The sequence below is a fragment of the Prevotella sp. P4-67 genome, assembly GCF_002251325.1.
Lineage (GTDB): Bacteria > Bacteroidota > Bacteroidia > Bacteroidales > Bacteroidaceae > Prevotella.
Genome location: NZ_NPJL01000044.1, coordinates 1 through 22,031, shown reverse-complemented (window position 1 = coordinate 22,031; position 22,031 = coordinate 1). Strand labels below are relative to the sequence as shown.

The window sequence follows — 22,031 nt, the reverse complement described above, 5'->3', positions numbered from 1 at the left end:
CTCGGCAGCGCCCTGTGGCGCTGCCGAGGTTTTCTTTTCAACACCCGACATGAAAACCAGAACCATTGCCATCATCATCGCCTTGCTGCAGACCATCGCCGCAGCATGCCAGAGCGAAAGCACCCTGTATGGGCATGCCATGAACTTTGCCCGACAAGGCTGCAAAGACAGCCTCTTCTACAGTCTCGACCGTATGGCCACTCTCTACGGAGCCCGGGATGCTGACCTCTTGCCCGAACTGCTGCTCGAGCCTCGGTTAAGGCCCTACCACAGCGACAGCCGATGGATCCAGGTCAAAGACCGATTGCGCAAGGCAAGGATAGAAGCAGCATCAGAGTCGCCGCGACCATGCCAGACCGACACTGCCACCAAGCTCAACAACACCCCCATCGTAAACAGCTACGACATAGACCTGACCATAAACGTTGCCGCCAAGCGCATCGATGTGCGGGCCGACATTGACATCGACTTCCGTGGCAACAGCCATGCCGACCTCTATCTGTGGCGGCATACCCAGCTGTCCCAAGTGGCTGTCAATGGACAAGCCGCCCGCTACGAGTTTGCAAAAAACATCGAGGCACCCTGGATAAGCCCATCGGGACGGCTGCGCATAGACGCCGGGACAGCGCGGGGAGCGGCGCGCATCACCACTGCCTATACCTGCCGGCTCGACAGCATACCCGAAGATGGTTTTGCCGCCTGCGACAGCAGTCTGGTCATGCTCACCTACTACATGGGGTGGTATCCGATAGACATCGACCACGAGACGTCGACCGCCAACATCGACATCCACATCACCCCAGGCTTCGAGCTTACCGGCTCGGGCATCATCAGCCGCAAGGCCGACTCCTGGCATATGGCGCAGCCCTGGGAGGGCTTCGACTACACCATCATCGCCTCGCCCGACCTCAAGCAGAAAACCGTCAGCCACAACAAGCGTAAGATTGAGGTGGTATCGCTGGGATTCCCCGACGCCGATGCCGACTCGGTAGCTGTCCGCAGTGCTGAGATAATGGACTACTACACCCGTCTGTACCGCCTTGAGCCCAACGGGCGACAGCTGCGTATATTCCTCTTTCCTGCAGGGGGCGGCGGTGCCTACAGCCGACGCAATTTCATCGTCTGCTGCTGTCAGCGCTACAACGAATGGCTGTACCAGCTGCTTGCCCATGAGATTGGGCACTTCTGGTGGTCATCGGCACCCACTGACCAGTGGGAAGACTGGCTCAACGAGAGCTTTGCCCAGTACAGTTCGCTGTGCGCCATAAAGCAGCACTTGGGGTCTGCCGTCTTTGATGACTATATAGAGGCTTACCGCGAGTGGGCACGCACAGCTTGCCCCATCAAGGGCCTGGCCCGCCAGGCCGAGGGCTCGCAGCACACTTTCTACCACAAGGGTGCTATTCTGCTCTACGACCTGCAGCAGCGCATCGGCGACAAGGCTTTCTTCGACCTCATGCACCATCTTGCTGCCAAGCGCATAGGCAGCCAGCACGACTTCGAGGCTGAGACAAGCCGACGGCTGAGCCATGACGACTGCCTCTGGATAGAGCGCCGACTGAACCAGTAGCACCATCCATAGCGCAAGGGCGATGACGCCCGCCAGCATACTGACCCTACAAGACCACGAGAGCAGCCCCCACAGGCTGCTCTCTGTCGTTGGCGGCGCTCTGCCGGGCCCACTGGCTGAGCCACTGAGCCACATTGGCGGCTCGTGTCATACGATACGTGAGCCCGTGACTTATGTTACGAGGACACGTATCGTAAGGCACGTGAGCCCGTAACATAAGATACGAACCGACAGAGGTCACCAGAAAGTCGGCAGACGCCTGCTGCACAACCCCTTGCGACGCCCCGACGCCTCGCAAGGGCATGATGGCGATGGCGGGGCGTAACGCGGGGGCTGCAAGGGGGCTATCCTAAAGTTTAGGGGCATGAGTACACGCCATGTCGGATATTTTATATACCTTTGCACCCGATTACAATTATAAGAGTGTTAATAGGATAACCCTTCATCGTGTAAATTATGGTCAGACAATGCTTCATCCTCTTCGGATGTATGGCTGCGGGCGAGCTGATAACGATGCTCACCGGAGTGAAACTGCCTTCAAGCATCATAGGTATGCTGCTGCTCACGCTGCTGCTGAAGGTAAAAGTGATAAAACTGGAATGGGTAAGAGGTCTTACCGACTTCCTGATAGCCAATCTGGGCTTCTTCTTCGTGCCGCCAGGCGTTGCGCTGATGCTGCACTTCGACCTGATTAGGGCAGAGCTCCTGCCCATCGTCGGCGCCACACTGGTAAGCACCGCCCTGGTGCTGCTGGTCACGGGCCACACCCACCAGGTGGTGGCAAAGGGCGAGAAGAAGATTACGAACAAAATCAAGGACAAGATGGAAGAAAGGAGCAAGCATGATTGACCAAATCCTGACCAACGAGTACTTCCTCCTGGCGCTCACCTTCGGCATCTACCAGGGTGCCAAGATGCTGCAGCGCCGCACGGGGTCCATCCTGCTCAACCCTATACTGATAGCGATAGGGCTGATGATAGCGTTTCTCACAGCTTGCGACATACCCTATGACACCTACCACAAAAGCGGACAGATGATAGAGTTCTGGCTGAAGCCTGCGGTGGTAGCTCTGGGAGTGCCGCTCTATCTGCAGCTGTCGCAGATCAAGAAGCAGATATTGCCGATACTGGCTTCGCAGATGATGGGGTGCATCGTGGGCATCATCAGCGTGGTGGCGACAGCGCGCATGCTCGGCGCCTCGCGCGAGGTGGTGGCGTCGCTCGCCAGCAAGTCGGTGACCACGCCTATAGCGATGGAGGTGACGCAGACACTGGGCGGCATACCGTCGCTCACGGCAGCCATCGTCGTGATAACCGGACTCATAGGCGGCGTGGTGGGCTTCAAGCTCATGGCGGTGGGCCATATACACAACCCCATGGCCAAGGGCCTGTCGCTCGGAGCGGCATCGCATGCCGTGGGCACATCGGTGGCGATGGAGCGCGACGAGTTTGTGGGAGCCTACGCCAGCCTCGGACTCACGCTCAACGGCATACTGACCGCGCTGCTTACCCCCTCCGTCGTCGAGTTGATGAGCTGAGAGCGCCCAGCAGCATACGGTCTATAGGAACCTAACAATAAGAGCAGCCCCGATGGGCTGCTCTTGTCGTTAAGGCCATGACGGCCGATATATCTGTGTAGAGAGAGGGGCTCTACTCGTTGAATGTCACGCAGGCGGGCATCTTGGTCAGTGGCTTCTGGGCAAACGGACAGCCAATGAACATCATGTAGACATCGTCGGGTATGTCCTTGTACTGCACGCCGATGGCTGCCTTGCGCAGAGACTTGCAGTTCTTGAACGCCCACATGTCTAACGCCACGCGGTTGGGCAGCGAGACCGAAGTGAGTCTGTTGCAGTCCTCAAAAGCGCCACTCCGTATCTCCTTGAGGCTCTCGGTCAAGGGTACAGAGGTCATGGCAGTGTTGCAGAATGCGTTTTCCTTGATGACAGCTACCGACTGGGGCAAGTCGACATGGGTAAGCGAGGTGCAGTCTCTAAAGGTAGCTTCCTCCAGCTCGGTGAGGTTTTGTGGCAGGGTCACGCTGGTGAGCGACTTGCAACCCCAGAACACCGTATTCTCCATTGTTTCCACGCGGTTGGGCAATACGGCTTCGGTGAGCCCGGTACAACCCGAGAAGACGCCACGTCCTATGGTCTTCACGCTGTTGGGCAGGACGATGCGCTTGAGTGCGGGATTTGCACCGAAGGCGTGGGAGTCTATCTTGGTCACCGTGGGCGGTATGCTGATTTCTGAGATGCGGGTTTCGTAGAACGCGTGGGTGCCAATGACCTTCAGACCCGGCGAGAGTGTCACCGACCGCATCTTCATGCCTTGGAAGGCGCTTGCGCCGATTTCCGTCACGCGGAAGACGCAACCTGCATAGCGCACAGTGGAAGGCACGGTATAGTCTTTGCCTACCGACTCGTCATTGTCCAGCCTCTCGAGGGTTGCTGTGCGGTCACCGAAGTGCAGATTGAACCACATCTCGCCGATATGCATCTTGTTATCATACGCCGAGTTGCCCTCATACACACGCACCGTAATCTCCTTGGTCTTGCGGTCTATGCTTTTGAAATACTCTACGGTCTTTTCATTCAGCCCTGGGTACAAGGGCGCCAGGTCTGACTGCATGGCATGCTTGAAGAAATCGTCCTCCAGCGGCTCAGCCGCTTCGTAGTAGCCGTCTTCGTTCTCGTGGTCGCTGAGCAGATATTCGACTGCTTTGTCGAGAGCATGATGACGGGCGGAGATTTCATCGTTAATCTGCTCACGACGCACGAGCACCGGCTCGCACGATGGTTTGCCATCCTGGACCCAATTGTTTATCATCGCACACTCTTCGGCGAGGGTGGCGTTGTCCATTTCATATGGGAAAGGGAGTGAAGTAAACCAGTCGGGCTGCTTGGGACACTGCATAGGTGGCTTGGGGGTATGCAAGGTCTTGCGTCCCTCCCACGTCGATGGTCCCAGACCTCGGTAGAGTTTGATGGTGATTTCCTTTTTAGCAGGTTTTACCTCGCGTCGCTGGCCAGTGGCGGCACGACTGGTCGCCTGGGCTCGGGAGCGTCGGCTGTCGCCATTCTGCGAGGCATGGCCGCCGGTCACACGGTTCTTGGCTCTGTTTACTACGCGTTCTGGATTTGAAGCCGCGTCGGTCACGTCTTTCACGGGATTAGGAACGGCATCTTTGATGATTTTCATTCCCTTCTTCTTTAGCTTGTTGAGAAAACCCTGGGCAGGCGCCTCTGTGACTCCGATGGTCAGGCATACAGCCGTCAGGAGTAATAGTCGTTTTGCATTCATATTGCTTTTAGGTATGGTTGCGTATAACGACAAAAGTACTAATTAGCAGAGACACCTGCAAATAAATGTTGACTTTTTTCCCACCTCCGGTGCATTTTTCGATTATCACGCGCCCACTCTGCCAACAAGAAATGAGTAACATGCGCTTCGATATTCTCTATATACTCGCATAAGAAGATACAAAAAGTGATTAGCTTATTTCTTGTCGATATATAACACCTCTTCTTCATTGCTCTCTTCGATGAGCCACTACAAGCAGTTGTTTTTTTACCGCCAACGGCGGACTTTTTGAACGGCCAACGGCCGCTTTTTTTTTACCATGGCGACTGTTGTCGCCATGCAGCGCATGGCGTTGGTGATGGTGGTGATGACAAGGAGGAAAACTCGTTTTCCGACTGGCGTCGCCACCGTCACCAAAAAGGCGAAGCCGACAACAGCCGCCATGGCTTTTTGTGTTTATATCATCCTATATTATGTCCTGCTACAGGTAACGCCTGCAGCTAATCGCAACACACCTGACGGCCTAATGACCATTTGGGGTAATGCGGCAGAGCATTTCTTCGACGATTATGCAAGAAATATCCGGTAAAGTGGCATTGTGTCAGAAATTATTGCTAACTTTGTCATGCCCAACAGGTATGACTCCCACTGCGACAACGGTCATCTCTGCGGGGCGCTGACTTACAACGACAACGACAATAACACATTATAAACAAAACAACATGGCAACTCCAGATTTTAAGTATGCTCCCATGTTCCAGCTTGGCCCGGACACAACGGAGTATCGCCTGCTCAGCACCGAGGGTGTAAGCACTGGCGAATTTGAAGGCAAAGAAATACTGAAGGTAAGCAAGGAAGCGCTCACGCTGTTGGCTCAGCAGGCGTTCCACGACGTAGAGTTCACCCTCCGCCGTGAGCACAACGAGCAGGTGGCTGCCATCCTGCGCGACCCCGAGTCGTCGGAGAACGACAAGTATGTAGCGCTGCAGTTCCTGCGCAATGCCGAGACTGCTGTCAAGGGCATCCTGCCCTTCTGCCAGGATACCGGCACCGCCATCATCCACGGCGAGAAGGGTCAGCAGGTATGGACTGGCTTTGAGGACGAAGAGGCGCTGAGCCGCGGTGTCTACAACACTTTCACCGAGGACAATCTGCGCTACTCACAGAACGCCCCGCTCAACATGTATGACGAGGTCAACACACGCTGCAACCTCCCTGCCCAGATAGACATCGAGGCTGTCGAGGGCGAGGAATACCGCTTCGTGATGGTAGCCAAGGGTGGTGGCTCGGCCAATAAGACCTACTTCTACCCCATGACCAAGGCTACCATCCAGAACGAGGGCACTCTCCTGCCCTTCCTCGTAGAGAAGATGAAGAGTCTGGGCACAGCCGCATGTCCTCCCTACCACATCGCCTTTGTCATCGGCGGCACATCGGCAGAGAAGAACCTGCTCACCGTCAAGCTCGCCAGCATCAAGTATTATGACACGCTACCTACCACAGGCGACGAGACCGGCCGCGCTTTCCGCGACATCGACCTCGAGCAGAAACTCCTCGACGAGGCCCACAAGATTGGACTCGGCGCACAGTTCGGCGGCAAGGCTCTGGCCCACGACATCCGCGTGATACGTCTGCCCCGCCACGGCGCAAGCTGCCCCATCGGTATGGGCGTAAGCTGCTCGGCCGACCGCAACATCAAGGCCAAGATCAACCGTGACGGTATCTGGCTCGAGAAGATGGACACCAACCCCTCTGACCTCATCCCCGAGGAATATCGCCGTCCCGGTGAAGGCGCCAAGGGCATTGAGATAGACCTGGACAAGGGCATCGATGCCGTGCGTGCCGAGCTCACCAAGTATCCCGTCTCTACCCGCGTCAACCTCAAGGGAACCATCATCGTAGCCCGCGACATCGCTCACGCCAAGCTCAAGGCGCGTCTCGACGCCGGCGAGGAGATGCCACAGTACTTCAAGGATCACCCCATACTCTATGCCGGACCCGCCAAGACACCGGCTGGCTATCCCTGTGGCTCAATGGGCCCCACCACAGCCAACCGTATGGACCCCTATGTAGATGAATTCCAGTCTCATGGAGCAAGTCTGGTGATGATAGCCAAGGGCAACCGCAGCCAGATGGTTACCGATGCGTGCGAGAAGCATGGCGGTTTCTACCTCGGCACCATCGGTGGCGTGGCTGCTGTACTCTCGCAGAGCAGCATCAAGAGCATCGAGTGTGTAGAGTATCCCGAACTGGGTATGGAGGCCATCTGGAAGATTGTGGTCGAAGACTTCCCCGCTTTCATCCTCGTCGACGACAAGGGCAATGACTTCTTCAAGCAGCTCAAGCCCTGGACTCCCTGTAACTGCAAGAAAGACTAAGCCTCGGGCTGGTCAATGATATCAGAGGCAGGCACCGTCAAGCTACGGTGTCTGCCTCTTTTTGCTATATCCGTACACTAAGATGACCATATACTTGACCACATCGGGACGCGGCAGGCTTCAGCATATTATTTTCGCCCCGAGCCATCACTTTTCCCCCGATTTCCTTGGCACGTGTGTACATTATTATTATATTTGCAATGTAAACATCTTAACCCCTGACCATGCGCCGCCAGATTGTCATAATGCTGTTGGGGCTCATGACCACTCTGAGCCTCCCTGCTTTCGCCATTGCTGGAAGCAGAGAGAGCAGCCACGCCACCCAACCCTACAAATACATCGGCAAAGAGCTCGACCGCGCCCACGGCCATGACTGGTACGCCCACGGTGCCCGCCACTACGACCCCATCACGGGGAGGTGGAACACCATGGACCCGATGTGCGAGAAGTACTACGGCATATCACCATACTATGCGGATATAGATATTAAAATATTAAATAAAAACTTGTTTAACGGCAAAATAAATTTGGCTTTATGGGCAAAACACTACAGAAATACCTTTTTGCAGGGACGATAATCATATTAGGGTCTTGTATAGTAATGGCGAAGGTATCACATATACAAAAAGAGAAGTGTAAACTGGGAGATAGTATTTCACTACTATCTGTCAAAACAGATGTAGGCTTGCGTAAAAATAATAGGTGACTATATGAATCGTTACAAAAAATATGATTCATATATTGTTGCCAAGTGGTTTAATACACCCTGCATGACAAGAAACATAGAAAAAGGGATATTGGTAGGCCCTGCTTATTATCCTCTGATATATGGTAGAAAGAAAGATACCATCATTATTAACCACAGAGTCGTTTATTTGATAGACTCACTTAATGGTGGAAAGAGAATGTACACAGATGAGCTATTAGACTACCTCGCCACACATTCTCGCGATACTCTCATTGATTCTATGCATGGAACTCCTATTGTGGGCGAAATTCCAAACTTTTTATATCGTGCTATTTATATAGGAAGGAGCAATGGGAAATTATTGGTTCTGACACGGCCAGACACCATATTTTTTTGTGACACGCATAAAGAGTCCTATAAAGTTTACACCGCCAGAAATCAAGAATTAACAGACTTGAAAGAAAACAAAAACTACAGTTCAAAATACCAAAACTTTGTAAAAAAGCAATATTATAATTATAAAGATCGTAAACAATGAGAGTTTTGTTATTATATTTATTTATGTTTGCATTTGTACCATGCCATGCACAAACTTATGAGCAGTATATGAGCAGCAGGTTGAAGGTGAGGGGACTCGACTCTGTAATAGTATATTGCACTTTCTTTTATGATTTCAGGTTCCCTTCTGTCAAAATCAAGATAACCCCTACAAAATATTGTATGAAGATAAGAGCCATATCGCCAGAATGTAGCGATGACGATGACGAATATACAATGCCATTCAAAGTGCGACCGATTATAGAAAAATATATCATACTATCTATAGATTCATTTTTTATCTCAAACACAGCAAGAAAATATGTACTTAAGAAAAAGAAAGAAGGTGGATTTTTTAGTGAATTACCTCCTATTTGGATAGATAGATTCTATAAGAAGAAAGGAAGAGTTACTACTTCAATCGAATCCGAAGGTGTATATGCGAATCGTCCACTTCATATAGGAGACCATCTAATTAAATTAAGTGAGAATTTCAAGTTGCTCATAAGAACATTAAACCATCACATGATTAAAAATCTCCATGATGAAAAGATAGAAAACGAGTATTATGAATGGCTCAAGAATGAAAAAAGAGAAGGCCTTTCAACAAGTGTATATGAATAACAGACATTTAACATAAACGCCTATGTCAACTATGCGTACATACGACGACGGCAGCCACATAGACTACACCTACTCGGCCGACGGGTTGAAGCTGAGGGCCGACTACTACCTGAACCCTTACGCCCCGGCCGTGCCCGACGGTGAGTTCGGCATAGCCTGCGACAGCAGCCTGCTGGTGCACACATGGCGCGAGTACGCCGGCAACAGGGTCTATGAGGACGGCGTGCTCAGCCGTCTGCCCTTCGACGGGGGAAATGTGTCCTTCAGGGACTCAGTCCCCACATGCCACTATTACATCAGGGACTACTTAGATAAGCAAGAAGAAAAAATAGTAACGCTTCCAGAAGTTATAGTTGTTGCTCCTGCCTGTCCAAGAGACAAAGGAGAGCTTCTCATCCCTACTTTTAACACAAATATTAATTATGATGATTACAAAAAATAAATTCTGGGCGAGTTTCATCTTATGCCATTATGCTATCTGCATCATCTGCACTTATTCATGCTCTGACAATCAAAAACGATTTCAAGAAGAAAATGCAGATTGTAAAACAGAAACGTTGAAAATAAAGAAAAATATTCCTCTTGAGGATTTCTCCGTATTTATAGAGAAATTTCATAAGGATAAAGAATTTCAAAAGAAACGCCTTCAAGCCAAAGTTGAAGGTATCAATGGTGACTTGTATATGGAATATTTGGCAAACGGAGATGAATATGCTGACTCGATGATACAGACCTTTGTTTGGGATGAAAAAACTGATTTCGATCTATATTTAAGTCTGGCGGACTCTTGTTGTTATTCCCAGAATTTTAAGAAACGATATACAACACTAAAAGACTCGACCATGGAAGAATATATATATATTCCATATACTGGTTGCTTCTTTAAGAGTTATTTTAAGCGTATTAATGGGGTATGGAAGATGACAGAATTTAATTTTTCAAATTTATAGTACTCAAATAGCTCCCCCATTTTCTAAGTGAGGTCATTCATACTATCATAAGACACGTAAAAAGGAATACACTACTTATATTGGGATAAAAGACAATTTATGTTGGTGAAAAGATGTATATCGCTTCTTGCGTTGTTATTATGCCAACGTCCCTCCTGCAAACAAAAAAAATATGACTGAATAATGGATAAGTTAAAGGTTGTGTGTGAATTATAGCTTGCGATAGTAAGCCGGCACGCACCCGACAGTAACATACAGCAAATCCAATGTGGATGGCACGCACACAACGGTAACATACAGCAAATCCATCGTAGATGAAACGCCCACAACGTCAATAAACGGGAAATCCATCGATGCCGGCACGCACCCAATGATATTATATGAGTCCATCGTTGATGGTACGCACACAATGGAGGAATGGTGTTTGCCCGTGGTGTGTTGTGCGCATACAATGATGGGGTAGCCTATCGTAGATGGTACGCACCCTTGGCAACTCTGTAGGAGTTGCGATTACATAGCCCAGGGTTGCGGGCGAAAGCACGCTACCCTGGGTAAGATACCCCACTATTATTGCAACGCTGTAAGTGTTGCGATTAGCCGAAGGCGTTACCCACAGCAGGAATAGCGAGCTATTGCGAATTAAAAAAACAAAACAATGCGAGCAGTTATTAAAATATCACACCTAAGGGCCTAATGCCGTTTTACGGTAGAGGCTATGGCTCTCAGAGCGCCAAAACATCAAAATCGCGCCAAAGTGATATTCATTATTTATATAGATTTCGTATAAATTAACAGCGGGTATGTTTCACGCACCTCGGGCAGCCCCCGATGCGCTTGCCTTTATGGGCTTTGGGGCGCAAGAGGCACGATGTTTCACTACAGGAGCCAAGCTCACGGCGCCAGAGCGGAAAACGCGCTAAATATCAACCATTTACGCAACCACAATAGCTACCCCGGCAACAACCGCCGCCATCTCAGCGAAAATAGCTGATAATCTGATGGTTGCAGAAATGACAAAAACAAGTAAGAAAAGATAAATTTGCATATCTCGTTTTTTTTTCCGAAATTTGCAGAACTGCAATTAGCAAGCGAGCATACAATGATAAGTCATCTACTTGCTGTGAATCTAATAGCGTGATGATGAATAAAAGATAATTGCTAAACTTAGAGAGACTACAAGATTATTCCGCAGATGAAAGTGACTCCTGACGCCCGTTGGGAAGAGGTTCTTGCGCTGATAAGCGACAGTGTAACCCCCCAGCAATATGCTACGTGGTTCAAACCGTTGGTCTTCCTCCATTACAAGGAGGCAGAACGGACGGTTACTATCCAAGTGGCAAGTCGCTATGTCTGTGAGTATCTCGAAGGCAATTATGTAGAACTTTTCCGCCATGTGCTGCGCCAGGTCTTTGGTGAGCATACGCAGTTGCAATACTTTGTGGCAAAGTCGCAGGACAATGAGATAGGCGAACCGCCGATGATGCAGTCGGAGATGCAGGCTGCCCCAGCCCGACAGCCCCAACGCCAGCGCATGGTGCAGCCTCAGCGCGGCGAAGCGCAGGGGCCTCAGCGACTCGACCCAAGGCTCAACCCGCGGCAGACGTTCGACAACTACATCGAGGGAGCCAGCAACAAGCTGCCCCGGTCGGTAGGACAGTCGATAGCCGAGCACCCCAACAACAGCAAGTTCAACCCCATGTTTATCTACGGTCCCCCGGGCTGTGGAAAGACCCACCTCATCAACGCCATCGGCGTACACGTGTGCAACAAATATCCCGAGAAGCGAGTGCTCTATGTGAGCGCGCGACTCTTTGAGGTACAGTACACCAATGCCGTGATGCGCAAGACCATCAACGACTTCATCCTCTTCTACCAGACCATCGACGTGCTCATCGTCGACGACGTACAGGAGTGGGAGGGCAAGCCTGGCACCCAGAACACCTTCTTCCACATCTTCAACCACCTCTTCATGAACGGCCGACGCATCATCCTTGCCAGCGACCGCTCACCGGTAGAACTCAAGGATATGAACGAGCGTCTGCTCTCGCGATTCTCGTGCGGACTGATAGCCGAGCTGGAGAAACCCAATGAAGAGCTGTGCGTGGACATCCTCAAGTCGAAAATCAGACGTGATGCGCTGAGCATCCCCGATGACGTTATCACCTATATCGCCCAGACAGCCAACGGCAGCGTGCGCGACCTCGAAGGCGTCATCAACTCGCTGCTCGCCTACAGCGTGGTCTACTCGTGCCCCATCAACATGCGGCTCGTCGAGCGCATCATACAACGGGCTATCAAGACAGACAACAGTCCGCTCACCGTCGACGACATCCTCGAGAAGGTCTGCAACCACTTCGGAGTGACCCAGAGCGCCATCTACAGCAAGAGCCGCAAGCGCGACTACGTGGTGCCGCGACAGCTCACCATGTTCTTCACCGCCAAGTATACCAAGATGCCCGCCGCCCGTATAGGCAAGCTCATCGGAGGCCGCGACCACTCCACCGTCATCCACAGTTGCTCGCAGATAGAGAAGCGCATCAAGGTCGACAAGGCCTTCGAAGACGAGGTGATAAGCATCGAGAACTCGTTCAAGTTGAAGAAATAGCCCGCATCGCCCTCCCGTGGCGACGATGACCCACAACAGACATCTATTCACCCCATCCATATCGACGAAGAGGAAGCACCCGAGACAGCAGGTGCTTCCTCTTCTTGTTTCTACCACCCGCAGCACCACCGCCACCATCATCGCCACCACCCTGACCACCTCCACATAGCTGGAGGGTATCTTCACCGAGCGGGAGATGACCTTTACCGCTCCCGAGATGACCTACGCCGCAGCGGAGATGACCTACACCATAAAAATAATTATCCGCAACGCCGGGTTATGGGCATTGCGGATAAGGGTTAATACTATGATGATGATTACTGTCAGCTGCGGTTTTCCGCAGCCTGACTCTCTGCAGCCTGTGTTACAGATGGATGCTCGCACCAGCCATGAGCCACAGTCCGGGCTGACGCACGCCGCCGAGGTCATAGTAGCGGTGAGCGGTCAGATTGTCGGCCTTCAGGTAGAGCTCATAACGGGGCTGGCGCCACAGCAGTTTGGCATCGACCTTGGCATAAGGATGATAGCCGTTCATGCGGTGCTGCCAGCGCATATCCCAACGGGCAGAGAGGGCACGCCAGATGCGGTGAGAGAGCGAGGCTGTAAACTTGTCGCGCAGATATTCCAGCGCGTAGAGCGAGCGATAGATAGGCTCGTCAGTAGCATGGCGCTGGTGGATGCGGGCATAGCCGAGAGTGACTGCCGTGATAGGCGACGAGGCTACCCACTCCGTGGGATGGAGAGCCACCTCTACATTATAGCCCATATTGGTCAGACGGCCTATGTTCATCGCCTTGTACTTGGTGCTTTCGGCTGTGGCATACACCCAGTCTATCATGTCCTTGCCACGGCTGTAGAAGGCACTCGCGGTGGCCTCTACGCCCTGTGTACGGTAGCTCAAACCGGTCTTATAGGTATCGTTGCGCTCGGGTCTGAGCGTGCGGTCGCCCTGCTGCACGCTGTTGGCGGTGTAGAGGTCGGTGTAGGTAGGCATACGAAGTGCCTTGTTCCATGATGCAAACAGTTTCCACGCGTCTGAAGGACGATAACTCAGGTCAATACCGGGATAGAAGCGCATACGGCTGTCAAGTCCGGTATTGCGGTTGGCCAACACGCCGGCAGAGAGGGTAAAACCACCCAGGATGACGTTGTGCTCGGCAAAGAAACTGGCATTGGTGCGGCTGCCCTTGTGGTCGTACTTGCGGTCGCTGCCATGGATGTTCTCCCAGTCGCGCTCTGCCATCAGTTCGCCATAAGCCGTACTCAGAATATGTTCGTGGCGCAGGTCGGCACCCACAGCCGTCTTGCCTAAGAGCCAACTCATGTGGGCGTTGACCGAAGCTCCCATCACGTCGAGGTTGTGATAGTTCTCTCCGGCCTGAGCCCCGGTCTTGCCGTGGATAAGCTGGTAGTGGTCGATGAACTTGTTGTAATACACCGTGGGCTTGATTTCCAGGTCGCGATATACGTTCTTAATTGTCGCGCCCAACGATGTCACCAGATGAGTGGTCTTCTCCCATTGGTCATTGTACTTTGCCGAGTAGAAAGTGCTGGCTCCGTAGTCTTGCTGACTCACTCCGAGCTGGAAATCCAGGTCGGCATGGCGCGTACTCATACGGGCGTCGACAAAGACATGACCCTTGTCGAAGTCGCTGTTGGTCGTACCGCCGTCGGAGCGCATATAGCCCGCGCTGACATGCGTCTTGACCTTGCCGCCCAGCGTCACGCGGGCGTCGCCACCCACGGTGCCAAACGAACCGGCCTGCACATTCAGGTCGAGACCCTTGTCCTCGTTGCGGCGCGTCACGATGTTGATGGCACCGCTGAAGGCAGACGTACCAAACACACGTGCAGCGGCACCCTCGAGAACCTCGATGCGCTCAATGTCAGAAAGAGAAACAGGGAAATCGGTGGCGTTGTGACCCGTCTGTGGGTTGGAAATGTTGACGCCATTCAGGAGAATGGCAATCTGGTCAAACGTACCGCCGTTGATTGAGATGTCCGTCTGTACACCAAAGCCACCGCGCTGACGGACATCCACGCCCGTGGCTAATTTCAACACATCGTTGACAGTCTCTACCGCCGCACGATGAATATCGTCGGCCGTGATGACCTTCACGATCTTGGCCGACTGCAAAGCGGTCAGCGGAGCCCGAGAGCCGGTCACTACCACCTCGTCGAGCTTCATCTCCTTGCGGCTCAGCGTGTCGGCAGCAGCCTCCACATGTGTGGTCAGCGTTCCAGCCTTGGCGTGGCTGAGGGTAGGCACCGTCAGCACTCCCACCAGTACCACGCGGCCCAGACAAGCAAAGAGCGCATAGCCCTTGTTTGAGAACCGCTTGAAACGCAGGGATGATTGTGAATTAAATATACTTTGTTTCATATCGGGTGCAAAGGTAGTGAAAACCGAGAGATGAACAAAACAAATCTATTTGTTTTTATTGCCGAGGTGCATTCTACCTTCACGATGGCAGGAGTGAAAACAACGACAACAGAAACAAGGATCAGCAGTTTTCCGTCACTAATCATCACCGGAAAGCAGCCATCCGCCACCGTCCTTTCCACCAACAGAAAACCCAAGATGACGCCTCGCTGCGGAGCAGTCATCTTGGGTTGCGTGCTATCTGTTACGCGGTCAGTCTACGCGTACATTATCTATAATATACATAGCCGGAGCTATGCGCTCATCACAACCGGGCAGCGGCGGACACTTCTCCTGGTTGGGGGTGTTGCGGTTGGGCAGGTCGCGATACTCGCCGGTGCGCAGACTCAGTCGCTCGGGGTGCTGGGCACTGTGCATGGCCAGCAACTTATGACCCTGCACCTCTACCCCACCATCGACGATGCGGATATTGAGGCTGAGCCATTCGCCCTGCTTATAGCTGCCCACAGCCTCGCCATTGGCCACCACCTTGCCACCATGCAGACTCACGCAGACGATGCGCACACCGTGGCGGTCGGTCACATCGACCTCAAAGGGATCATCGTTCTCGGCAGCCACCTGCACATCGAGACTGATATCGGTCTTGGGCTTAGCCTCAAACACACGAATGGCGCGGGCATAGTCGTAGCGGTCTGAGTCGGTGAGACAGAGCTGATGACGGTCGTTGACATAGACATCAGCCCAGCGCGGACGGTAGATATTCCAGTCGGTCACGGTGCCGTGGGGCTTGATGTTGTCAAAGTTGTCATTGACCGGACCCGTCCACTTGGTACGGATGGGGGTGGGCACACGAGCCACCCACACATCCTCTTTGTTCACCGTGTAGGCGAGCCACATGTCGTTGCCCGGGGGAGTAGCCTCGCCCTCGGTGATGCCACGCACGTAGCAGGGACCGAAGTCCTTGTTCTCGCCCATAAAGCGTCTGGGCGGCACCTCGCCATGCACCACACACATCGAGTCGTAGGTGATGCCGTCGTCGCTGCTGATGGCGATGAGCGGATAGCGATAGGGCTGGGTCTCTATAGGGTTGTAGCAGATGGCATAACGCCCGTCGGGCGTGCGCTGCCCCCACTGCTTGCCGCCAGCCATGATGAGCGACGGGATGCGCACGGGAGTGCTCCAGGTCTTGCCGTCGTCGGGAGAGAGGGCGGCATACGACCATTTCCACAGCGCCACGGTCTTTCCGTCCTTGCGGTGGTAGTAAGAGGTGGCCTGCACGCGGTTGATGGAGTCCTTGAGATTGTAGAACCCGTCAAGTCCGCGGTCTTCGTCTATCCACTGCAGCGTCTTGAGCTTGTCGCCGAGCAGCGCCTGGCAAGCCTCGCGGAAGCCCTTGTCCTTGCTCTTGGTGTAGAAGGGATAGGCGGTGTTGCTCTCATTCCACTGGGCGTGAGACGAGTAGCGGATGAAGTAGATGGGACCCATCGTGCCGTCGGCCTTGATTTCTCGCGCCACGCGCCCTATACCTCCCTCCTTGAAGGGGTTGTAGCTGTGACCGTAGAATGCCACCACGAGCAGCCGGCCGTTGGGAGCGGTGTAGAAACCCATGCGCTGGTGCATGATGTAACCATAGTAAGGCTTGGGGATGGTCACGCCCTGGGGAGCCTGATAAGGGGGAAAAGCCACAAAGGGCTTGCTCCAGTGGCGGCCGTCGTCAGAGGTGACGAGCAGGGTCTGGCCGGGCGGCTGCTGTTCGTCGACAGGGTTGGAGAGGTATTCCAGGTAGAACTTGCCGTGCCAGTAGGTGATGTTGGCAGCGTGGTTGTAAGTCCAGCCATAACCGTCGGCCTCGTCAGGATGGGTGCGGTTGGCACGCATCACCTGTACATTCTCAGCGCCGATGGCATAGGCCAGTCCGCCATCGTGCAGGCGGGGATTGCATATCTCTCCGCCGATATAACTCACCGGCTCGCGCTCAGAGCCGGTCTGCGCCGATGCCGTTGTGGTCATGAGCGCAAACAAAGGGATAAAAAATTGTCTCATCATAATCGTTGGTTTGATTTGATGAGACAAATTTACTAAATTTATGTGAGTCTACGGCCTTGCCGCAGCTTCTTTTTCAATGTCTATGATGCACTTTTAGCCATCTCGCGCTTCCATCTGAAGTAGCCTGCCACGGCTATGACGACATAGAGACCGTAGAGGCTCGCCTTGAAGGGTATGTCCTTGTAGAAGTAGAGCCCACAGGTGACCACATCGACCGCTATCCAGATGAGCCATTGCTCCAAATACTTGCGCGCGAGGGCCCAGATGCCCACGATGCTCAACGCTGTGGTGAAGCTGTCGGCCACGGGCACGCGAGAGTCGGTGTGGTAGGCCAGCAGATAGTAGATGACACCCCAGATAGTGAGCGTGAGCAGAGTCCAGGGCAGGATGAGCCGACGCTCGAAGTGGGTGATGGGCTTGTCGGACTTCTGCTTCGCCTCGCCGCGATGACCGCGCGTCCAGGTATAGAAACCGTAGCACGTCATGCAGATATAGTAGAACTCCATGCCGCAGTCGGCATAGAGTCCTTTTTCGTAGTAGAGCACCACGCCCAGCGCCTGCATCACAAAGCCCACGGGCCACAGCCATACCGAAGCCCGGTACTCGAACAGGATGTAGGCCAACCCCAGCAGGGTGGTCGTGATGTCAAGCCAGTGGTCGATGATGAATGTCTCCATCGCTGTCGTCGGTTAGAAGCGCAGTGTCACCGTACCCATCATCGTGAAGCCTGCCATAGGCATATAGCCCAGCTGGGTGTAGGGCTTGTCGGTGGTGTACATGCCATAGCCGATGGCGTTGTACACCCAACCGCCGGCAGCGTAGTGGCGGTTGAAGATGTTGTAGAGGTTCAGACCCAGAACGGCTTCCTTCACGCCTGCCACCTTCTTGAAGGTGTAGTTCATGTTGACATTGGTCTGCGAGTAGCAGGGGAGCGAACGCAGAGCGGTGGCGGTATTGTCGAGATACTGACGGCTTACGAAGTTGGTGTGCCATACAGCCTCGAAGGCCTTGTGGTGAACGTTGATGAAACCGTTAAGGATGGTAGATGGCGAGAATGCCAAGGTCGATTTGTCATAGTGCACCTTACCTGGATTGGTCTCGTCATCCCAGTTCTCGTAGTACTGGTCAAAGTTCTTCAGACGGTTGGCAGAGAAGGCGGCGTTACCAGCCACGGTGAGCCATGACAGAGGGCTGTAGTCGGCGGTGAGCTCGACACCCATGCGGTAGCTCTTGTCGATGTTGGTGGTGAGGTTTTCACCGATATCGCTCTGGGCACCGGTCTGCACAAACTGGTCTTTGTAGTCCATATAGTAGAGGTTCACGCCGGCGTTCCAGTCATGGGCAGAGTAGCTGTAACCCAACTCGAAGTCGAGCAGATGCTCGGCATCGGGAGAGCCGTAGCTGCCGTTGTCGGTGAAGTTGTTGCGCTCGGGCTCACGGCTGGCATAGGCTACAGAGAAGTAAGCCTTGTGACCGTCCTGATGGAAGGTGATACCGGCCTTGGGGTTCACGAAGTTGTACTGTTCGTCGATGTTGAGCATCTGGTTCTTGTAGGTGCCGTCAGCCTGCTCGTAGAACTTGTCGTTCTTGCCATCGGTCTTGTAGCCTACGTGGCGGTACTGTACATCGCCAAAGATATCCCAAGCCTCATTGAGGTGCAGCGTAGCCTTGACGAAGGCTGAATAGTCGTTCTTGCGTGCATCCGAGTCGTAATACTGGTAGTCGCCGTTGGCACGGAACTGGGCGTTGGCGCCCTCGTTGGCGATATAGGTGAGGTAGCCGAAGTGACCGCCACGGAACTGCTGCAGGTTGACACCACCGAGCACATCCCAGCTGTCGTCCTTGTAGTTGGCGTTGTACACCAGACCATAGGTGTGCTGGGTAAGGCCCTTCTTGCGGATAAAGTCAGAGCGCTTCACAAAGTTGCCCTCGTTGTCATAGTAGGTGAGACCAAACTTCTTGAACTTGTTGTTGGGACGGAACTCGGCATAATAGCCATAACCATAGGTATAGTGCAGGGCTACGTTGTGGCTCCAGTGGGCTGAAGGCTGGAAGGCTGCCGACAGGATGTTGTGGTTCTGATAGAAGTTGTCGGTGGTCTTGTCCCAGTACTTGCCGTTGTTGAGCTTGTAGCGGTAGGTCTGGTAGTTGCCGTTGGCATCCTTGGGGAAAGTATAGTTATCGTCGTCGAAGACCAGCCCCTCGTAGAGCGAGTTGTAACGGCCCAAGCCCTTCTTGTAGAGGTCTTTGTAGGTAAACATGCCGTCGGCTACGAGAGTGGCGTCGTCGTTACCGCCGGTGATACCGCTCCAGGCCTGGCCGGTCTTCTCAAAGTTGCCCACGTTCTTGTAGCTGAGGGTAAACTTGTCGCCATAGTAGGTCACGGCACCCAGATACGAACCCTGTCGTCCGGCTGTGCCATGCAGAAATCCGTCGGTGCTGCTCTCATGATAGGCGCCGTTGAAGACCACGTGGTCCCAGAGCAGGCCTGAAGAGAAGTTGAAGCCTACATTGTAGCTGTTGTAGGTGCCGAAACCGCCGTTGACCTCGAGCTGGGGCTTCAGACTGGGAGCGGCAGTGGCGAGCGAGATGGTACCACCGAAGGCACCGTCGCCGTTGGTAGAGGTACCGATACCGCGCTGGATCTGGGCTGAGCCCATGAGAGCGGCATAAGAGTTCATGTTGGCCCAGAAGACACACTGGTCCTCGGGAGAGTTGAGGGCTACACCGTCGAGAGTCACGTTGATACGGCTGTCGGCAGCGCCACGGATGCGGATGTGGCTGGTACCGATGCCAGTACCGTTCTCACTCCAAGCCACTACACCGGGAGTGTTGGCGAAGAGGAAGGGCAGCTCTCTGCCGGTCTTGCCAAAGCTCTGGAGCTCTGACTTCTTGAAGTTAGCTACTGCGAAGGGTGCGTTCTGCTGAGCGCGCACACCTTTGACTACCACCTCCTGCAGATTGATCATCTTCAGAGAGTCGGCAGTCTGCGCAATGGCGCCGGCTGTGCACAAGCATACGGCCACCATGCAAACAATCTTTTTCATTTTCATTCTGTTTTATAAAAACACATCAAGGGGACGTCTTCCCTGCGTCGGCATTACCCGTTTCAGGTTCAGTGGGTATAATCTCAGCCTGGACAAGAGCCCAAGCACCCCTTAGAATACGCCTTGTATTCCGAGTGCAAAGTTAGTAAAAGACGCAGACGTGGCAAAATATTTTCATAGAAATCACATTCACGAAGGCCATAATCAGCGATATGACCACGGAGAGAGCCCCGCGGAAGTCCGTAGAAACCACGGCGTCCGGGCAATTGCGCACCGCCACTACCCTGCTCACTCCCGCCATCACCCTGTTTGCTCCCGTCACTACCCTACTTGCTCCCGCAACTACCCTGTTCGCTCCCGTCACAACCCTATTCACCCCCCCCACCGTCCTATTCACCCCCGCCACTACCCTACTTGCTCCCGTCACTACCCTGCTTATGGAAAACACCCCCAGCCATCATCTTCGCGATAAAGTCAAAGCACGATAAGAGTAATTCGTGATTGGCAACCGGCGTTTCAGCCCACGCAACCATTATATCCAACCACGCATCCAGCTTTATCGCCCCTTGCAGCAGCTTGTGCGTCATCGCCAGAACAGCCCGCGCCATCGAGGCATAGAAAAAGGCAATTGGCAGACCTCATGCAGCGGTCTGCCAATTGCCTATATATAATAAGGTGTCGTCTGTGGTGGCTGTGCCCGAGGCGCAGCGGGGCTCTACTTGTCCTTCTTGCCGAAGAGCGAGAAGTGGACGTAGCGCTTGGGATGCTCGCGCAGATTATTGAGCAGCGTGTCGGCGCTCACGAGCGTCTTGTTGAGGTTCAGATAGAGCTGGCGGTCGTTGAGCAGCAGTCCGAGGGTGCCCTCGTTGCTGTTGAGCTTGGCGGTAAACTGCTCCATATTGGCTACGGTCTGGTCGACCTTGGCCATGGTGCCAGCCACATCCACTGCAGCCAGATTGCCGGTGAGTCGCTCGGTATTGTCGAGCACTCCGTTGGCCTTGGCCATCATGCCGGGCACGTTGCGGTTGAGGGTACCCAGCAGGGTGTTGAGCTCGCGGGTCGAGGTGTTGAGGTTGGCGGTGATGCCTTCGACATTGTGCAGCGAGTTGGCCACTGCGGGGTCGGCGAGCAGCGTGTTGAGACTCGCCATGATAGAGTCGAGCTTGGGCAGCATCTGTCCGATGGTGGGGGCAAGCTCTGCCACGGTGTCCATCAGGCCTCCGTTGACTCTGCCGGTGATGGTGTCGCCGGGGTGTACGGTAGCGGTCGCGTCGTGACCGAGCAGGAGGTTGACCTTGAGGTTGCCCATCATGTCGCTCTCTATCTCGGCGGTGGTGCCGGCAGGGATGACGAGCTGGCGGTCGGTGCCGAAGCCCACGATGACGCTGCCGCCATGGGCATAGTCGAAATCGATGGTCTTGACTGTACCCACCTTGTAGCCGTTGACAAAAATGGGATTGGAGGCGGTAAGTCCGCTGATGTTGTCAAACTTGGCAAAGTATACGTTGTCGTTGGAGAAGAGGCTCTTGCCCTTCAGAAAATTCATGCCGAAAAAGAGCAGAACGATGCTCACGATGGCTGCTAATGCTATCCTTACTTCTTTGGTGAAAAAACTCATTGCCGTTGTTGTATTAATTAGGATTTTACTTGTTACTCTTAAATTCGCGGATGGCCTGACCCACATTCATCTTCTGGCCGCCCTTGAAAGCCACGATAAAGGCTTCGGGGAAGCGGTCGAGGATGGACTTGCGCAGACGGGAAATCTCGTTGTAGTCGGTCGAGGCACCATAGGTGTACTTGTACCATTCTCCCTCCTGATAGCAGTCCACTGGGGCAAGGCCCTTGAAGTGCTTGTCACCCGCCTTGACAAAGGCTGAGCTGGAGAGTATCTGCACCTTGAA

At 53.5% G+C, this 22,031-nt stretch carries 19 protein-coding genes, 1 pseudogene and 1 riboswitch; of the genes and pseudogenes, 12 read left to right on the top strand and 8 right to left on the bottom strand.

The features are described from left to right. Positions 1 to 49: 49 nt before the first annotated feature. The 3 genes from CIK92_RS07565 (at position 50) to CIK92_RS07550 (ending at position 3,107) form a co-directional block, all read left to right on the top strand. Positions 50 to 1,570 carry a M1 family aminopeptidase gene (locus CIK92_RS07565; RefSeq protein WP_094388680.1) on the top strand — a complete coding sequence of 507 codons (1,521 nt, stop codon included), beginning with the start codon at positions 50 to 52 and terminating at the stop codon, positions 1,568 to 1,570. A 456-nt stretch (positions 1,571 to 2,026) separates the two neighbouring features. After that, positions 2,027 to 2,419, top strand: a complete 393-nt coding sequence (locus tag CIK92_RS07555) for a CidA/LrgA family protein (protein ID WP_094385463.1) — start codon at positions 2,027 to 2,029, stop codon at positions 2,417 to 2,419. Next, entirely contained in the window at positions 2,412 to 3,107 is a 696-nt protein-coding gene (locus tag CIK92_RS07550; RefSeq protein WP_022309995.1) for an LrgB family protein, read from the top strand. Before CIK92_RS07555 ends, CIK92_RS07550 begins: the two co-directional genes overlap by 8 nt. 112 nt (positions 3,108 to 3,219) lie before the next feature. Here CIK92_RS07550 and CIK92_RS07545 read toward each other — a convergent pair whose 3' ends face one another. After that, positions 3,220 to 4,872: a leucine-rich repeat domain-containing protein gene (locus CIK92_RS07545; protein WP_094388678.1), complete on the bottom strand. Its 1,653-nt coding sequence runs from the start codon at positions 4,870 to 4,872 to the stop codon at positions 3,220 to 3,222. 319 nt (positions 4,873 to 5,191) lie between these two features. Between CIK92_RS07545 and CIK92_RS07540 the strand changes: the two genes are divergently transcribed. The 9 genes from CIK92_RS07540 to CIK92_RS13765 all read left to right on the top strand — a co-directional run bounded on the left by CIK92_RS07540 (position 5,192) and on the right by CIK92_RS13765 (position 12,823). Beyond that, the gene (locus CIK92_RS07540) at positions 5,192 to 5,461 is read left to right on the top strand and encodes a hypothetical protein (protein ID WP_094388677.1); all 270 of its coding nucleotides are present in this window, start codon (positions 5,192 to 5,194) and stop codon (positions 5,459 to 5,461) included. Positions 5,462 to 5,594: 133 nt separating this feature from the next. Next, on the top strand, positions 5,595 to 7,250 hold the full coding sequence (locus CIK92_RS07535; protein WP_094388676.1) for a fumarate hydratase: 1,656 nt from the start codon (positions 5,595 to 5,597) through the stop codon (positions 7,248 to 7,250). A 245-nt stretch (positions 7,251 to 7,495) separates the two neighbouring features. Further along, a complete protein-coding gene (locus tag CIK92_RS07530; RefSeq protein WP_254046022.1) occupies positions 7,496 to 7,828 on the top strand; it encodes an RHS repeat-associated core domain-containing protein in 333 nt (110 codons plus the stop codon). 132 nt (positions 7,829 to 7,960) lie between these two features. Continuing rightward, entirely contained in the window at positions 7,961 to 8,476 is a 516-nt protein-coding gene (locus CIK92_RS07525) for a hypothetical protein (RefSeq protein ID WP_144289375.1), read from the top strand. After that, a complete protein-coding gene (locus CIK92_RS07520) occupies positions 8,473 to 9,099 on the top strand; it encodes a hypothetical protein (RefSeq protein ID WP_144289374.1) in 627 nt (208 codons plus the stop codon). The genes CIK92_RS07525 and CIK92_RS07520 overlap by 4 nt, the downstream gene beginning before the upstream one ends. 31 nt (positions 9,100 to 9,130) lie before the next feature. Beyond that, positions 9,131 to 9,541: a hypothetical protein gene (locus CIK92_RS07515; RefSeq protein WP_094388672.1), complete on the top strand. Its 411-nt coding sequence runs from the start codon at positions 9,131 to 9,133 to the stop codon at positions 9,539 to 9,541. Further along, on the top strand, positions 9,522 to 10,049 hold the full coding sequence (locus tag CIK92_RS07510) for a hypothetical protein (protein ID WP_094466601.1): 528 nt from the start codon (positions 9,522 to 9,524) through the stop codon (positions 10,047 to 10,049). The genes CIK92_RS07515 and CIK92_RS07510 overlap by 20 nt, the downstream gene beginning before the upstream one ends. Positions 10,050 to 11,241: 1,192 nt before the next feature. Then, positions 11,242 to 12,654, top strand: coding sequence for a chromosomal replication initiator protein DnaA (gene dnaA / locus CIK92_RS07505; RefSeq protein ID WP_094385445.1), 1,413 nt, complete (start codon positions 11,242 to 11,244; stop codon positions 12,652 to 12,654). Positions 12,655 to 12,679: 25 nt separating this feature from the next. Beyond that, on the top strand, positions 12,680 to 12,823 hold the full coding sequence (locus CIK92_RS13765; protein ID WP_158214756.1) for a hypothetical protein: 144 nt from the start codon (positions 12,680 to 12,682) through the stop codon (positions 12,821 to 12,823). A 195-nt stretch (positions 12,824 to 13,018) separates the two neighbouring features. On the opposite strand, the gene CIK92_RS07500 is transcribed toward CIK92_RS13765, so the two are convergent. From CIK92_RS07500 to CIK92_RS13760, 7 genes and pseudogenes are all read right to left on the bottom strand, one after another. After that, a complete protein-coding gene (locus CIK92_RS07500; RefSeq protein WP_094388671.1) occupies positions 13,019 to 15,037 on the bottom strand; it encodes a TonB-dependent receptor in 2,019 nt (672 codons plus the stop codon). A 252-nt stretch (positions 15,038 to 15,289) separates the two neighbouring features. Further along, positions 15,290 to 17,083 carry a hypothetical protein gene (locus tag CIK92_RS07495; protein WP_094388670.1) on the bottom strand — a complete coding sequence of 598 codons (1,794 nt, stop codon included), beginning with the start codon at positions 17,081 to 17,083 and terminating at the stop codon, positions 15,290 to 15,292. Between the two features lie 80 nt (positions 17,084 to 17,163). Continuing rightward, positions 17,164 to 17,760, bottom strand: a complete 597-nt coding sequence (gene pnuC / locus CIK92_RS07490; RefSeq protein WP_094385439.1) for a nicotinamide riboside transporter PnuC — start codon at positions 17,758 to 17,760, stop codon at positions 17,164 to 17,166. Between the two features lie 12 nt (positions 17,761 to 17,772). After that, a complete protein-coding gene (locus CIK92_RS07485) occupies positions 17,773 to 20,130 on the bottom strand; it encodes a TonB-dependent receptor (RefSeq protein ID WP_094388685.1) in 2,358 nt (785 codons plus the stop codon). A gap of 23 nt (positions 20,131 to 20,153) precedes the next feature. Further along, positions 20,154 to 20,252, bottom strand: a riboswitch (TPP riboswitch). A 20-nt stretch (positions 20,253 to 20,272) separates the two neighbouring features. Continuing rightward, positions 20,273 to 20,506 (bottom strand): hypothetical protein, encoded by a 234-nt coding sequence (locus CIK92_RS14235; protein ID WP_371594119.1) that lies wholly within the window; start codon positions 20,504 to 20,506, stop codon positions 20,273 to 20,275. A gap of 339 nt (positions 20,507 to 20,845) precedes the next feature. Next, positions 20,846 to 21,748: an MlaD family protein gene (locus CIK92_RS07475; RefSeq protein WP_094388668.1), complete on the bottom strand. Its 903-nt coding sequence runs from the start codon at positions 21,746 to 21,748 to the stop codon at positions 20,846 to 20,848. A 25-nt stretch (positions 21,749 to 21,773) separates the two neighbouring features. Continuing rightward, positions 21,774 to 22,031: pseudogene (locus CIK92_RS13760) on the bottom strand (N-acetylmuramoyl-L-alanine amidase); the annotation flags it as partial.